The 14,306-nt window shown below is 73.5% G+C and carries 14 protein-coding genes; 4 read left to right on the forward strand and 10 right to left on the reverse strand.

From position 1 onward, the window contains the following. Positions 1 to 1,092: NAD(P)/FAD-dependent oxidoreductase (locus EW117_RS03625; RefSeq protein ID WP_129783818.1), on the reverse strand; the 1,092-nt coding region annotated here is incomplete at its 3' end. Between the two features lie 96 nt (positions 1,093 to 1,188). Beyond that, entirely contained in the window at positions 1,189 to 2,142 is a 954-nt protein-coding gene (locus tag EW117_RS03630) for an RNA polymerase sigma-70 factor (protein WP_129783820.1), read from the reverse strand. Between the two features lie 181 nt (positions 2,143 to 2,323). Between EW117_RS03630 and EW117_RS03635 the strand changes: the two genes are divergently transcribed. From EW117_RS03635 to EW117_RS30730, 4 genes are read left to right on the forward strand one after another with little or no spacing between them, the layout of a single operon-like run. Continuing rightward, positions 2,324 to 2,917, forward strand: a complete 594-nt coding sequence (locus EW117_RS03635) for a sulfite oxidase-like oxidoreductase (RefSeq protein WP_129783822.1) — start codon at positions 2,324 to 2,326, stop codon at positions 2,915 to 2,917. Between the two features lie 11 nt (positions 2,918 to 2,928). Beyond that, positions 2,929 to 3,699 carry an FAD-binding oxidoreductase gene (locus EW117_RS03640; RefSeq protein ID WP_129784355.1) on the forward strand — a complete coding sequence of 257 codons (771 nt, stop codon included), beginning with the start codon at positions 2,929 to 2,931 and terminating at the stop codon, positions 3,697 to 3,699. Further along, positions 3,699 to 3,956: a DUF6510 family protein gene (locus EW117_RS03645; RefSeq protein WP_129783824.1), complete on the forward strand. Its 258-nt coding sequence runs from the start codon at positions 3,699 to 3,701 to the stop codon at positions 3,954 to 3,956. Before EW117_RS03640 ends, EW117_RS03645 begins: the two co-directional genes overlap by 1 nt. Before the next feature lie 42 nt (positions 3,957 to 3,998). Next, positions 3,999 to 4,343 carry an ABC transporter permease gene (locus EW117_RS30730; protein ID WP_422890151.1) on the forward strand — a complete coding sequence of 115 codons (345 nt, stop codon included), beginning with the start codon at positions 3,999 to 4,001 and terminating at the stop codon, positions 4,341 to 4,343. On the opposite strand, the gene EW117_RS03655 is transcribed toward EW117_RS30730, so the two are convergent. From EW117_RS03655 to EW117_RS03690, 8 genes are all read right to left on the reverse strand, one after another. Beyond that, positions 4,294 to 5,184 (reverse strand): phosphatidylinositol-specific phospholipase C/glycerophosphodiester phosphodiesterase family protein, encoded by an 891-nt coding sequence (locus EW117_RS03655; protein WP_129783826.1) that lies wholly within the window; start codon positions 5,182 to 5,184, stop codon positions 4,294 to 4,296. The two genes, EW117_RS30730 and EW117_RS03655, sit on opposite strands and share 50 nt — an antisense overlap. A 149-nt stretch (positions 5,185 to 5,333) precedes the next feature. Further along, entirely contained in the window at positions 5,334 to 7,247 is a 1,914-nt protein-coding gene (locus tag EW117_RS03660) for a protein kinase domain-containing protein (RefSeq protein WP_129783828.1), read from the reverse strand. Between the two features lie 27 nt (positions 7,248 to 7,274). Further along, the gene (gene pstB / locus EW117_RS03665) at positions 7,275 to 8,165 is read right to left on the reverse strand and encodes a phosphate ABC transporter ATP-binding protein PstB (RefSeq protein WP_242504068.1); all 891 of its coding nucleotides are present in this window, start codon (positions 8,163 to 8,165) and stop codon (positions 7,275 to 7,277) included. An 11-nt stretch (positions 8,166 to 8,176) separates the two neighbouring features. Further along, on the reverse strand, positions 8,177 to 9,199 hold the full coding sequence (locus tag EW117_RS03670; protein WP_129783830.1) for a sortase: 1,023 nt from the start codon (positions 9,197 to 9,199) through the stop codon (positions 8,177 to 8,179). Further along, complete coding sequence (locus EW117_RS03675; protein WP_129783832.1) at positions 9,199 to 10,074, reverse strand: hypothetical protein; 876 nt, start codon at positions 10,072 to 10,074, stop codon at positions 9,199 to 9,201. The genes EW117_RS03670 and EW117_RS03675 overlap by 1 nt, the downstream gene beginning before the upstream one ends. Continuing rightward, complete coding sequence (locus EW117_RS03680; protein WP_129783834.1) at positions 10,071 to 11,315, reverse strand: DUF4381 domain-containing protein; 1,245 nt, start codon at positions 11,313 to 11,315, stop codon at positions 10,071 to 10,073. The genes EW117_RS03675 and EW117_RS03680 overlap by 4 nt, the downstream gene beginning before the upstream one ends. A 473-nt stretch (positions 11,316 to 11,788) precedes the next feature. Further along, positions 11,789 to 12,652: an Ig-like domain-containing protein gene (locus EW117_RS03685; protein WP_165362443.1), complete on the reverse strand. Its 864-nt coding sequence runs from the start codon at positions 12,650 to 12,652 to the stop codon at positions 11,789 to 11,791. A 191-nt stretch (positions 12,653 to 12,843) separates the two neighbouring features. Continuing rightward, positions 12,844 to 14,181, reverse strand: a complete 1,338-nt coding sequence (locus EW117_RS03690) for an Ig-like domain-containing protein (RefSeq protein ID WP_129783838.1) — start codon at positions 14,179 to 14,181, stop codon at positions 12,844 to 12,846. Positions 14,182 to 14,306: the final 125 nt, after the last annotated feature.

Genomic DNA, 14,306 nt, shown 5'->3' on the forward strand with positions numbered 1-14,306 from the left:
GGCGAGCCGTCCGCCGGGTGCGGCGGGCTTGGCCCGGTCGTCGGGAGTGACGAACTGAATGAGGCCGTCCCGCCGGCCCAGGCTGATGCACTGGTGCACGTAGCCCAGCGGCGCGTTCGGCAGCTTGCCGCCGGTCAGCCGCGCGGCGATGGAGTCGGCTGCCTGCCAGGCCATGGGGATGCCCGAGGCGCACGACATCCGCAGCGGGTTGCCGAGCGGGCCCTCGGCGAGCGCGGCGTCGCCCACGGCGTAGACGTCCGGGTGGGAGACGGACCGCATGGTGCCGTCGACGACGATCTGCCCGCGCTCCGACACCTGCAGCGCCGAAGCGGCGGCGATCGGGTGGACGGCGAAGCCGCCGGTCCAGACGGTGACGTCCGCCGGGATCGTGCCGCCGTCGCCGGTCAGCACCTCGGTGGCGCCGACGCGCTCGACGGCGGTGTGCTCGTGGACGGTGATGCCGAGGCGGCCGAAGGTGCCGCGCAGGTGCCGCTGCCCCGCCGGGGAGAGCCAGTCGCCCAGATCGCCCCGGACGGCCATGGTGACGTCCAGGTCCTCGTGGGCCTCGGCAATCTCGGTGGCCGACTCGATGCCGGTCAGACCGCCGCCGACCACCACGACGCGGGACCCGGGAGCGAGCTCGGCCAGGCGATCGCGCAGGCGGAGCGCCCCGGGTCGGCTCGCCAGCTCGTGGGCGTGCTCGGCGACCCCGGGCACGCCGTGGTCGTCCATGGAGCTGCCCAGGGCGTAGACGAGTGTGTCGTAACCGAGCTCGGCGGCGCCGTCGGGCGCGGCGCCGCCAGGCCCCGCGCCGTCGTGCCCCGCGAGGGTCACGGTCCTCCGGTCGACGTCGACGGCGGTCACGCGCGCGACGCGCACGGTCGCGCCCGTGCCGGCGAGCAGGTCGGTCAGCGGCCGGTGGCGGAGCTGCTGGCCCGTGGCCACCTGGTGCATCCGGACCCGTTCGACGAAGTCCGGCTCGGCGTTGACCAGGGTGAGGTCGACGTCGTCGGCGTGCAGACGCCGCGCCAGGCGGCCGGCCGCGGACGCCCCGGCATACCCGGCTCCGAGAATGACTATGCGGTGCTTCATAGGTCGCTCGATCCTGTCGTGGGCGGGTGACACCCCCTGAACTGGACGGCGCGCCGATCCCTGACACCCGCGGGTGTGACGGCGGTCACTCTCAGCTCACCAGACGCTGATCAGCGGCTCGCCGTGGTCCGAAGTCGCCCACTGCCGGGTGGCGCGGTCGAGCTTGTCCGGGTTGGCCTGGGTGAGGACCGAGGCGATCCCGTCAGCGGTGACGTCGAGGGTCATGACGGCGACCACCCGGTCGTCGACCACGATGACCAGCGCCGGACGGCGGTTGGCGGTCCAGGCGTAGATGTCGGGGCTCCCGCCGACGACCGCCCGCTTGGCCGCGGAGGGCCGGAACAGGCCGCGCAGGAACTGGGCGACCTCCTTGGCGCCGAAGAACGGCTTCGGACGAGCCGGCACCTTGCCGCCACCGTCGCCCATCCCCATCGCGTCGGAGGTCAGCAGGCGCACCAGCGGCTCGGTCCGCCCGGTCGTGGCGGCCGCGAGGAACTCCTCCACGACCTCGCGGGCCGCCGTCCGGTCCACCTCGGTGCGGGACCGCTCGGTGGCCAGGTGCTGCTTGGCACGGTGAAGGATCTGCTGGCTGCTCACCTCGGTGATGTCGAGCATCTCGGCGATCTCCGCGTGCGAGAAGGCGAACGCCTCCCGCAGCACGTAGACCGCCCGCTCGTTGGGAGTGAGGCGCTCCATCAGCACGAGCATCGCCGTCGACACGGACTCGCGCTGCTCGGCGGTGTCCGCCGGGCCGAGCATCGGGTCGCCGTCGAGCACCGGCTCCGGGAGCCACTGGCCCACGTAGACCTCGCGCCGGGCCCGCGCCGACTTGAGCTGGGTGAGGCACAGGTTGGTGAGCACGCGGGTCAGCCACGCCTCCGGCACCCTGATCTGCTCACGGTCGGCGGCCTCCCAGCGCAGGAACGTCTCCTGGGCGGCGTCCTCGGCCTCGGCGGCCGAACCCAGCAGGCGGTACGCGATGGCCTCGAGGCGCGGCCGGAGGGCCTCGAAGACCTCCAGCTCGTCGGGCCGGAGCGGCTCCTTGGTCATGAATCCGACCCTACGACGTCGGGAGGACGGGCGGCGCGGCCCGCAATTTCGCCTGCCCGAAAGTTCGCCCGCACGTGAGGGCCGGTTCCACGCGCCACGGGGCGCCCCGCGGCTCTACGCTGATCGCACCATCGAGCCGGGCCCGTCGGCCCGGCCCCAGGTCGCCCGGACGGGAGTCAGCATGTCCTTCGCCACCCGTGGTTTCTCCGGCCGCAGACGTGAACCGGACACACGCCTCCCACCCGGCCAGACGCTGGTCCAGGACTGGCCGGTGCTCAGTGCCGGGCCCACGCCGCACGTCGACACCGCGGACTGGGAGTTCACGATCCGCGACGAGACCGGCGCGGAGCACCGGTGGAGCTGGGACGAGCTCCTCGCGCTCGGCGTCGAGGACGTCACCGTCGACATCCACTGCGTCACCCACTGGTCCAGGCTCGACATGGACTGGCGCGGCGTCAGCCTCGACAAGGTGTTCGAGAACGTCGAGTCCGAGCACGAGTACGTCATGGCGCACTCCTACGGCGGGTACACGACGAACATCCCGCTGGAGGACCTGCTCGACGGCAAGGCCTGGATCGCCACCGAGGCGGACGGCGGGCCGCTGGACCCCGAGCACGGCGGCCCCGCCCGGCTGCTCGTGCCGCACCTGTACTTCTGGAAGAGCGCGAAGTGGCTGCGCGGCCTGACGATGATGCCCGACAACGACCCGGGCTTCTGGGAGCAGTACGGCTACCACCTGTACGGCGACCCGTGGAAGGAGGAGCGGTACTGGTGAGCGCCGAGCCCATGACCCCGGTCCGCGCGTCGCGGCCGCGCCCTGCGTGGCACGTCGCGACAGTCGTCGAGACCCGCCGCGAGACGCCCACCGCCGCGCGGCTCGTGCTCGACGTGCCCACGTGGCCGGGCAGCGAGGCGGGCTCGCACGTCGACCTGCGGCTCACCGCCCCGGACGGCTACCAGGCGAGCCGGTCCTACTCGATAGCCTCGTCGACCCCGGCGGGGACGACGGCGGAGCCGCCGGCCGGGCAGGTCGTGCTCGCGATCGACGAGCTGCCCGACGGCGAGGTCTCGCCGTTCCTGGTCCGCGAGGTGCGGCCCGGCGACCAGCTCGAGCTGCACGGCCCGCTGGGCGCGTTCTTCGTCTGGCGCCCGGGCGAGAGCGACCGCCCGGTCCAGCTCATCGCGGGCGGCTCCGGCGTCGTCCCGCTGTATGCCATGGCCGCCGCGCACGGCGCCGCCGACGACGCCGCGCGCTTCCGGCTGCTGTACTCGGCCCGCACCCCGGCCGACGTCTTCTTCGCGGACGAGCTGACCGCGCTCGCCGGTCCGGCCTTCGGGCTGGACCTCGTCTACACGCGCGAGGCGCCGGACGGCTGGCCCGACGCCGTCGGGCGCCTCACCCGGGAGACGCTCGCCGCCCGCACGATCCCCGCGGCGGAGCGGCCGCGGGTCTACGTCTGCGGCTCGACGGGCTTCGTCGAGGCGGTCGCCCGCTGGCTGCAGGAGCTCGGCCACGCGGCGGCGGACATCCACACCGAACGCTTCGGAGGTTTGTGATGACCGATCATCTCGACGGCAACGTTCTCGCGGGCGCACTCTCCGAGGTGTTCACGGGGGACGTGACCGCGGCACGCGCCCGCTGCGGGGGCTGCGGCCGGATGTCCGTCATGGCCGAGGCCATGGTCTACACCAACGCGCCCGGGCTGGTCGCCCGGTGCGCGGGCTGCGACCAGGTGCTGGCGACGATCGTCGACACGGGCGACCGCCTGATCCTCAGCCTGGCAGGCCTGACCGCGATAGAGCTCCGCCGCTGACCAGCTCGGTCGGATTGCGACTCACGCGCCGAACCGCACCTTGTGAGCCACCACAGTCGCCGAACCGAGACTTGCGGGTCCCTGGAGGGCCCGGAGGACTCATTTCGTTCGGTTCGACGTCGGCATGGACGCACAACCTTCGGCTCGGCGCCGCCGCGCCGGCGTGAACTCACAATCTTCGGCTCGATAGCCCTGCTGGTGGGCGGGACAGGCGCGGCCAATCCCATGATCATCTCGGTGCTCGAACGCCGGCGCGAGATCGGCCTGCGCCGCTCTCTGGGCGCGACCCCTCGTGACGCCCGGGGCGGGGCGCCAGCCCTCGCCCCGGGCTGCGCGGCTAGCGGGCGGAGAGGTAGGCGTCCAGACCTGCCAGGTCGTCGGTGTTGATGTGGTCGACGCCGGCGTCCGCGAGCTCGGTCCACATCGCCTCGCGGGTCGCGCCCGGCTGGTCGGGCGTGGCCCAGAACCGGACCCGGTAGCCCGCGGCGTGCGCCTGGTCCACGAAGGCGTGCAGCCGCTCCCGCTCGGCGGCGGGCATCTCGCCGTCGCCCTGCCACGTGAAGAGCTTGGTCCAGTTGTCGCTGACCAGCGGCATCAGGCTCGCCGGGAGACCGGACCCCAGGTCGCCGGACCGCCCGTCGTAGAACGCGTACCGCACGGGCTGCGCGCGCATGGTGTCCAGGGGCCGGTTGCCGCTGATGACGGCGGTCACCGGACCGGTCCGCACCCGGCCGTGCACGGAGCGCGTCATCATCCGCGCGTGCTCGGCGAGCGCCTCGTGGACGGCCGCGTAGGTGGACTCGCCGTCGGACTTGATGTCGATCAGAAGCTGCAGGCTGCCGTCCCAGCCGGGGTAGACGCTCCGGCCGCGGCCGCGCGTCAGGTCCTCCAGCGGGTCGAGGTAGAGGCTCTCCAGGGTCTTGCCGGGGTCGACGTCGACCAGGTCGTGCGCGACGAGCAGCTCGCCGTCGACCAGCCAGACGTCCGCCTCGACGCTGGTGAATCCGTGGGACAGGGCGTCGCGGAGCGGACGCTCGTGCTCGTAGTCGTTGTGGGCGTGCGCGGCGTCGTGCGGCTCGCCCAGCTCGACGCCCCCGGGCAGCGTGGCCGACGCCGGCGCGGCTGGCGCCGATGCGGCCGACGCCGGTATGGCCGACGCCGGCACGGCGAGCCCTCCGAGCAGGGTCGCGGCCGCCAGGGCCGCGACGACGATGGTTGTTCCGCGCATGGGTCCGTCTCCTTGTACCTGCACCGGCTGACGTGGTCAGCTCATGCAAGCGCCGTGCGCTGACGCGCAGATGAACGCCGGACGACCGGAACCCGTCGGTTCCCGGAACCGCTCCGCGCCGGCAAGGTCCAGCGCTCCGGCGGGGCAGCTCAGGACGGCGACGCCGACGGCGTCGGCTCCGGCTCCCCGACCAGCACCGTCACACTCACGCCCAGCCGCAGCACCGTGCCCGCGCGCGGCGTGGTGCCCGAGGTGGGAAGCGTGGGCGGCGCGTTCGGGTCCTCCAGCACGGGCTCGAAGCCGGCCGACTCGAGCTCGGCCACGGCGGCCCCCAGGGCCATACCCGCCACGGTCGGCACGGCGTTGCGGCCGCTCGCGACGGTGACGTCGACCTCCGTCCCCTCCCGGACGGTCCGAGTCGCGACGGGCCGCTGACCGAGCACCGTGTCCACGGGCTCGGGCGAGTCCACGCGGGTCACGTCACCGAGCACCAGCCCGACATCGCGGAGCGCGTCCTGGGCCTCACCCAGGGTCCCGGTCAGGACCGGCACCGACACCCGCTCGCTGCCCGACGGCGGCACGGCCGGCGCGCTGCCCGTCTCCGACGGCGTCGGCGTGGCGGACAGCGACGGGGCGCCGGTCCCGGACGGCGTCGTCGACGGCGACGGGTCGGACGACGCCGAAGGCGACGGCGACGGGCTCGCCGTGCGGGACGGCGTCGGCGTGGGCGAGGCGGAGGCGCTGGCGCTCGGCGAGGGCGATGCCCCGCCGTCCGGCAGCCCGGGCGCCGCGATGGCGGCCCAGCCGGCCAACCCGGCCACGACCAGCCCGGCCACTACGGCCCATGCCCCCGCGACGCCGTTCCGCCGCGCACCGACAAGCTCCGGCTCGACCTCGGCCGGAGTCAAGTACTCCAACCCCCCGGTCCGTTGAGTGCCGGATTCTCGCCCTGACGTGGGCTCCTGATCGGGCGAGAATCCCGCACTCAACGGTTCCGGTGGGTCGGGTCGATGGGTGGTCGCTTCCGTCAGGGCCGCGCGCATCTCGGCGGCGTCGCGGAAGCGGCGGACCGGCGTCTTGTGCATGGCGCGCGTGACGACCCGGTCGAACGCGCGCGCACCCGGCACCAGCGCCGACGGCACGGGCGGCGGCGCGGACACGTGCGCGTCGAGCACCTGGGCGTCGGTGTCGCGCGGGAAGGGCGGACGGCCCGTGAGCAGGTAGTACAGCAGCGCGCCCGCCTGGTAGACGTCGCCCGCCACCCGCACCGGCCGGCCCTGGGCCTGCTCGGGCGACATGAACTGCGGGTTGCCCACCACGGTCGCGGCGTCACGCGTGCCGCGGGCCGCGGCGCTCCCCGCGGCCCGGGTCCGCGCGATCCCGACCTGGGCGGCGTCGAGCACCACGGTCACCGCGGACCCGTCCGGGCCGGGTCCGGCACGCAGCACGTCCTCGCCGGCCCGCAGCACGTCCTGGCCGACGGCGGTACGGCCCGCGGCGTCGGCCAGGCCGAAGTCGACGAGCCGCACGTGCTCGGCGCGCAACGCCTCGTCGGGCCCCACGCCCTGCAGCATGACGTTCGCCGGGGACACGTCGCGATGCACCAGCCGCACCTCGTGCGCGACGACGAGCGCCGCCAGCACGCCGTCGAGCACGGCGGCGGCCTCGGCCGGGGGCAGCGGACCCGCGGCGTCGACCCGCTCGCCGACGCTGCCGCCGTCGACCAGGTCGAGGGCGATCCACGCGAGCGCGACCCCGGCGACCTCCTGGACGCCGGAGCCGTGCACCGCGGCGATGTTCGGGTGGTGCAGTTCCTGCGCGGCACGCGCCTCGGCCAGGAACGCGTCGCGCGACGCGGCGTCGGCGCTCAGGTGCGGGTGCAAGATCTTCAGCGCGACCGGGCGGCCGGCCTCGCCGAGCCCCGCGCCGACGTCCTCCGCCGCGAACACCGACGCCGTCCCGCCCACGCCGAGCAGGTCCCCCAGGAGGTAACACCCGCCGAACAGCGAGCCGTCCGGCACGCCCTCGCCCGGCCCGGGCCTCGCCTCGTCGCCGCCGCTCATCCCGCGCTCATCCTGCGGCGTCCCGGATCACCCGAACCGGCCGTTGACGTAGTCGTAGGTGCGCTCGTCCTGCGGCTCGGAGAACATCGCCTCGGTGTCGCCGTGCTCGACGATGGCGCCGGGCGTGCCCTGCGCGGCCAGGAAGAACGCGCACTGCTGGGAGACGCGCTGCGCCTGCTGCATGTTGTGGGTGACGATCACGATCGTCACCTCCTTCTGCAGCTCCACCATGGTCTCCTCGATGACCCGGGTGGACGTCGGGTCCAGGGCGGAGCACGGCTCGTCCATCAGCAGCACCTTGGGCCGCACGGCGAGCGACCGCGCGATGCAGAGCCGCTGCTGCTGGCCGCCGGAGAGGCCGCCGCCCGGCTGCGCGAGCCGGTCCTTGACCTCCTTCCAGAGGCCGGCGGAGGTGAGCGACCGCTCGACGAGCTCGTCCTTCTCGTCCCGCGACGCCCGCACGCCCGTGAGCTTCAGGCCGGCCACGACGTTGTCGTAGATGGACATCGCCGGGAACGGGTTCGGCTTCTGGAACACCATGCCGATGTCCTTGCGGGCGTCCTGGATCTTCTTGCGCCGGTCGTAGATGTCGTCGCCGTCGAGCCGCACCTCGCCGGCCAGCGCCGCGATCGGCACAAGTTCGTGCATCCGGTTGAGGATGCGCAGGAACGTCGACTTGCCACAGCCCGACGGCCCGATCAGCGCCGTCACCTGCCCCGCCGGCATGGTCAGCGACACGCGCTCCAGCACCTTGTGCGAGCCGAACCAGGCGGACACGTTCCGCGCGTCCAGCACCGACAGTTCCCTGCCCGACGGCGGTCCCTGCACCGCGCCCGGCGTCGTCGGCCAGTCTGCGGCGGGCTCAGGCGCCGCCGTCACGCCCGTGGCGGTCCCCGTGGTCTGTTCCTCGATGGTCATGTCAGGTCCCTTCAGAGCAGGTTCGGCAGCGCGTCCATGACGATGTCGGCGCAGGTCACGCCCAGAGCGAGCAGTACGGGCACGCCGATCAGCCAGGCGTGCCACCGCCCCCACGACGTCCACAGCCACCACAGCGAGGCGCCGGCGGCGACGAAGAACACGAGCACGAAGAAGGCGATGTACCAGGAGCCGTCGTCGCCGGCCATCTCGCGCTCCTCGTCGGGCAGCGCGGGCTCGGCGAGCACCTTGGTGGGGGTCTCCTGCAGGTCGGAGGTGAGCTGGGCGTCCACGTGTAGCACTCCGGACGGGAAGAGCTGCAGCCCGTCGGCGGTCATCAGCTCCAGGCGACCCTCGCCGTCGCCGATCGGCTCGGGCAGCGGGTCGCCCGCGCGGCGCAGGCCGAACACCTGGAAGGTGTGCTTGCCCTGGCCGGTGGTCACGTGGATCTCGTCGCCGGGCGCCAGCCGCTCCAGGCCGCCGAACGGCCCGCCGTAGGTGAGCTGGCGGCCCAGGATCACCGACGTCCCCGCCTGGCCGGGCAGCACGGAGTCCCGCCGGTGTCCCGGCCCGGCCCGCAGCACACGCGAGGTCGAGCTCTCGGCCACCACCTCCGAGACGCCCAGCGCCGGGATCTCCAGCAGCGCGATCGGTGTGCCCGCCTCCACCAGGTCGCCGTTCAGGTCGAGCTGGCCGACGGGCGTCTCGGCCTTGGCCAGCGAGGTCCGCAGCTCGTCGTAGGCGATCAGCTGCGCGCGGTTGTGCTGCGCGGTGGAGAACAGTGCCGCGTGCGCCACGAAGGCCAGCAGCAGCATGGACACCGTCAGGATCGCGGCGCCCGCCCACCAGCGTCCGTCGCGCGGGACCTGCTGCCGCGGCGTCGCGGCGGCGGCCGCCAGGGCGAGCCGGGCGTTCCTGCGCTTGGCGCTCCGCGTGTTGGGCGCCGCGTACGGGTTCGACGGCTCGTCGCTCGCCGGGCTCGGGTTGTCCGGCAGGTCCTTGGCGTCCTTGTCGGACGTCGTCACCGGGTTGCTCATCAGACCGTCACCCCCGCGTTGCCGGCCACCGGCATTCCGGCGCCAGGCGCCCGCATCAGCCGGAACACGTACCAGCCGCCCACGCCTACCCCGGCCAGCCCGACGCCGCCGCCCGTCCACCAGGCCCACGCCGGGATCCCGGCACCCGCGGCCCCGTCGCCGGGCGACGCCACGAGGATCTCCGCGACCGCCACCTGGCCGCACCAGCCCGTGAGCTGCAGCGCGTGCGGGCCGGACGGCGTCTTCTCCGGGATCGTGACCGGCGCCTCGACCACGCCCTCGCCGTCGGCGCGGACGGTCTCGACGACCTGGGGCTCGGCGAACAGGACGAGCTGCACCTTCTCGCGCTCGCCGAAGTCGGTCGCGCGCACGACGACCTCCTCGCCGGCCGGCCGGACGGTCTCGTCGAGCTTCGCGGCGTCGCCGTCGTCCGCCGGTTCCTGCGGAACCGCGGGCTCGAGGGGCGCGCACTCTTCGGGGTCCGGGACGTCGGCCGAGTCGCCGGGCGCGTCGTCCTCGGGGTCGGTGCCGCCGCCCGGGGTGTCGTTCCCGGTGCCGCCGCCCGTGCCGGGGTCGTCCGTGCCGCCGGTTCCGCCGCCGCCCGTCCCGCCACCGGATCCCCCGCCTGCCGGGTCGTCCCCGTTGCCGGACGGGCCGTCGCCCGGCCCGTTCCCTGGCGGGTTCGGCGCCGGGTCGTCCGTCGGGTCCGGGGTGGGTTCGTCGGTCGGCTCGTCCGTGGGATCGACGTCGGGGATCGTCACGCTGATCCCGGTGTCCTCGGCCTCGTCGGCGTGCGCGACGCCGGCCGGGCCGAGCAACAGCGCGGCGGCGGCCAGGACGACGCCGGCGAGCCGGAGGGGTCGTCGGGTTCTCATCGCAGAGCCTCGCTCTCGTGGTCAGGGGTCGAGCCGGCCTTGTGGCCAGGGGTCGGGCCGGCGCCAGGCCGGTCCCCGGGACCGCTCGCGGCGGACGCCCCGGAGCGCGCCTCGGCCAGGGCGTCCGCCCGGATGCGCTCGGTGTAGGCGGCGAGCTCCTCGCCCAGCAGACGCCGCGACCGGCGGCGCCAGGCCACGACGGCCCAGATCCCGCCCGCCACGAGCAGCACGATCCCCGCCAGCGGCCACGGCACGGCCCACGCCTGCGCGGACGCCCGCACCGGCGCGGGCAGCGCGTCGTCGTCGGCCCCCTTGCCGGGGTTCTCCGCGGCGGCCGGGGTCACGACGACGTCGGCGAACAGGAGCAGCGCGGGCGGCACGCCCGGGACCTCGGCGGCGACGTGCGCGGTGCCGCCGGGCACCAGGTTCTCCACCGGCTCGACCTCGGCAACGCCGAGGTCGATGCCGAACGGCCCGGTGATCCGGACCTCCGGCTCGCCGGAGATCCGGGTGTTGCCGGTGTTCGTCAGGTCGAACCCGGCGGTCGCGGTGCCGGCCCCGAAGGGGTTGGCGACGCCGTCGAACCCGGCGACCATGCCGGTGACGTCGAGCGCGGGCCGCATCTCGCCGTCGACCCGCAGGTAGATGCGGGTGCCGACGCGTTGCTCCACCTGCACGGCCGACCCGTCACCGTCCGAGGCGCCCGAGCGGAAGGAGGCGACGATGCCCGCGGCGTGGTCGCCGGGCGTCGCGTCGTGCGGCACGGTGATCGTGAACGGGATGTCGGCGCGGGCACCGGGCTCGAGCTTGACGGCGACGCCGAGGTCGGCCGCGCAGGACGCCTCGGCGTCGTCGTTCGTGTCAGGGCAGACGGCGGAGCCGGAATCCACCGACGTCCACGAACCCAGGTCGGTGGACGCCTGGTCGGCGCCGATCAGGGTGAAGGCGCCGGTGTCGTAGTCGGTGGTCGCGTCGGACCCGTAGACCCGGAAGGACGCCGACCGGTCCGAGTAGTTGGACACCGACACCCAGTCGCTGATGGTGCTGCCGGGCTCGACGTCGTAGGTGAGCTCGGTGCGGCCGTCGGGGCCCTCGGGGCCGGCGGGCTGGACGCTCCAGGTGACCTCGCGGTCGTCGGCGGTGTGTGCGGGCGTCGCTTGAGCGGGCGCGACCGTGCCGCTGAGGACGGCGAGCAGTCCGGCGGCGAGCCCGCCACGCGCGAGGGTCCTTCGGACGATCATCGTGAGGTTCTCCAGACCCGGTCGCAGTCCTGTGCCGGACCGCGGGATACGTGCCGGCGCCCCTGTTCTGGGCAGCGCCGGTCTGGACATTCGAATCATCGTGACGGGCCGTGCGGCGGGCAAACATCGCGGAGGCGGAGCGCACGTTGCGGCGGGGCGACGTCCAGGTGGACGGCATGTGGACGGCGGCGCCGCACTCGGGTCACAACCCAGCTGACCTGCGCATTTACTCTCCTGCAGGCAAGACCGCGTGGTGCCCGACGGCGGGCGGTGGGCCCAGTTGGGCGCCGAGGACCACCCGAAAGGAGGGGGTGATTCCCCGCCCGAACGGAGGGGGTGTCGATCGGTCGGTTGATAGACCGATCTCAGAGCAAGGGACCGAAGTCACGAGACGTGCGAGGCAGACGAGATGACCCCGGCCCGCTAGGTGCGGACCGGGGCCACCCAGGAGGGTCCAGCTGGCGATCAGACCGTCAGCAGTTCACGCGGACCCTGTTCGACGTGGAACCGTCGTGCTGGGTATCGCCCGAGTACTGCGCGCGGAAGGTGTACGTCTTCCACGGCTTCAGGTCGGTCACGGTGACCGAGGCAACGCCGTCGGTCACGGTGCCGGTGCCGACGACCTTGCCGGTGTTGACGTCCTTGAACGTCACCGTGCCGGTGGCCGAGGCGGGGCCGACCTTGGCGGTGAGCGTGGCCGACTTCCAGTGCTCCTTGGCGGTCAGCGTCGTGGTGGTGGTCTCCTTGACCATCGCCCACGTGCCGGTGTTGGCGGCGTCGTCCCACGTGAGACGGATGTCCACGGAGAAGTACTTCGAGGTGCCCACGCCCGCGGCGGCGGTCGGGTACGTGTCACTCGGCGCGTCGCCCGGGTCACACGTGATCACGTAGGTGGCGACGCCGCTGTGGCCGTCGAAGCGGTCGGCCGGGAAGCCGAAGCCGGCCCAGCGGGACGCGAACAGGCCCGTGCGGTTGATGGGCTGGCCGTCGAGGCCGGAGCCCTCGATGGTGGAGCCCGCCAGCAGCACGAAGGCCGGGAAGCCCGGGTCGAATGCCGAGCTGGCCGCCGGCCAGGTGCCGTCGGGCCACACGAACAGCGGCCGCGACGAGCCGCGGTAGCCCTCGGGGCACCCGACCTGCGTGGTCAGGGACTGGGGTCCGTCGGTGCTGGAGATCTCACCGGAGGTCTTGTCGAGGGTGATGCCACCCAGGCGGTTGTCGGCGTCGAGCACCGGGTTCACCGCCTGCGCGGCCGGGGCGACCATGGCGGCCCCGAGCACGATCGTGAGCGCAGCCGCGAGGCGCATGGCCACCCGGCTGACAGTGGTGTGAGACATGAGTCCTACCTTTGTCGTAGAATTCACCCCATAGGTCACGAGCGACCTGTGCCCTCGCGGGCACGGCCCCTCACCCTGGATTGAGCCCCGGGTGAGGGGCCTCCGCATGCGGGCAGGGGACGGAACCCGCACCGGAATCTGTGAGACGTGGGGCGGCTCCTGCCGGAGCCGCCCCACGTCGCGTCGGACTGTCAGATGAGGGTGAGTGTGAGGGTCGCCGAGTAGGCGCCCTCGGGGGTTTCCTGCGGCACGCGCAACATGAGGTCAGCGTTGACACGCGTCTCCGGCGCCGACGCACCCGCAGGGAGCGACGCGAGGGTCCGCTGGGTCGACAGTCCGGCGCCGGGCGCGACCGCGCTTCCTGCAGAACCAGGGCCGGCGACGAGCTTGGGCGTCCAGCCGAGGGCAGCGGCCGAGAACGTCGTCCCCTGGGCACCGGACTTGACGAAGTCGCTCGCCGCACCGTTGAGCGCCCACCCGTTACGCGGGTCACGGTTGTCGGTCACCCGGACCTCGCCGAGGGTCCCGCTCGCCTCGAACTGGGAACCGTTGAGGGTCGCCTCGCCGAGCGACGCACCGCCGGCCGTGACGGTGAGCTGCAGGCCCGTCGCCGCGGACGCCGGGATCGTCACCGTGACCTCGGTCTGCTCCTGCTTCGGCGGTGTCGGCTCAGCCACCGTCGTGACGTTCGCATCGTTGGACGTCGACGGCTTGTGGCCTGCGTCGCCCGCGTACTCGGCCCGGAACGTGTACTGCCGACCGGCCTGGAGGTCGCCGACCGTCACGGATGCGGCGCCCCCTTCGAGCGCATCAGTCCCGACCGAGGCGCCCGCGCCAACGTCGGTGAACGTAACATCTCCGGTCGCGCCCGCCGGCGCGACCGTCGCGGTCAGGGTGACCGAACCGTCGTTGTTGGCCGTCGGCGTCAGGGTGGTGGTGGTATCGACCTCTTCGCCCGGACCTTCGGCGACGCGCCAGGTTTCGTTGGCGACGTCGATCTCCAGCTGCCTCGGCAGCGTGAAGTACTTGGCGTTTCCGACCGGCTGCGAGCTGTCGTTCATGTCGGGGTCGCTGGGCCCGCCCGGGTCACAGGTGACGACGAGCGTCGCGGCTCCCGTACGGAACATGGCGAGGGTCGACAGGTTGGACCAGGCCGAGGCGTACACCCCTGTCAGGTGGATCGGCTGGCCGTCGAGGCCGTACCCGGCGGTCTCGTTCATGCGAGTCGTCGCCGCGAAGGCAGGGACGCGCGTGCCGTCCGACCAGAACAGGAACGTGCGCGACGATGCGCGGAAGCCCTCGGGACACCCGACCGCGGTGTTCACCTCGGCCGGGTCTCCCGCGTTCCGGAGGGTCCTGGTCGCAGGCTCGACGATGGTCAGGTCCCCGATCCGGTTCGCGGAGTTCAGCTCATCCGGGATGGACGGGGAGGTCGAGGCGGTCGAGGTACTCACACCGGCGACGCCGGTGAGCATCAGGGCGAGCACGCCCGCGAGTGCCGCTCGGGCGCTCCAGGGTCGGGTTCTCATGCTGGTCTTTCCTCTCTGGGGGGTAGGCGGCCGGCGCGACGGCTTTCCGTCGTGGCCGGCGATCTGGCAGGTACGGCTGTGTCGTGACCGGCCGCCGGGACCGGGGTGCGCCCGACGAGCGGACG

Origin of the sequence: Promicromonospora panici (genome assembly GCF_900608595.1) — a bacterium.
Taxonomy (GTDB): domain Bacteria; phylum Actinomycetota; class Actinomycetes; order Actinomycetales; family Cellulomonadaceae; genus Promicromonospora; species Promicromonospora panici.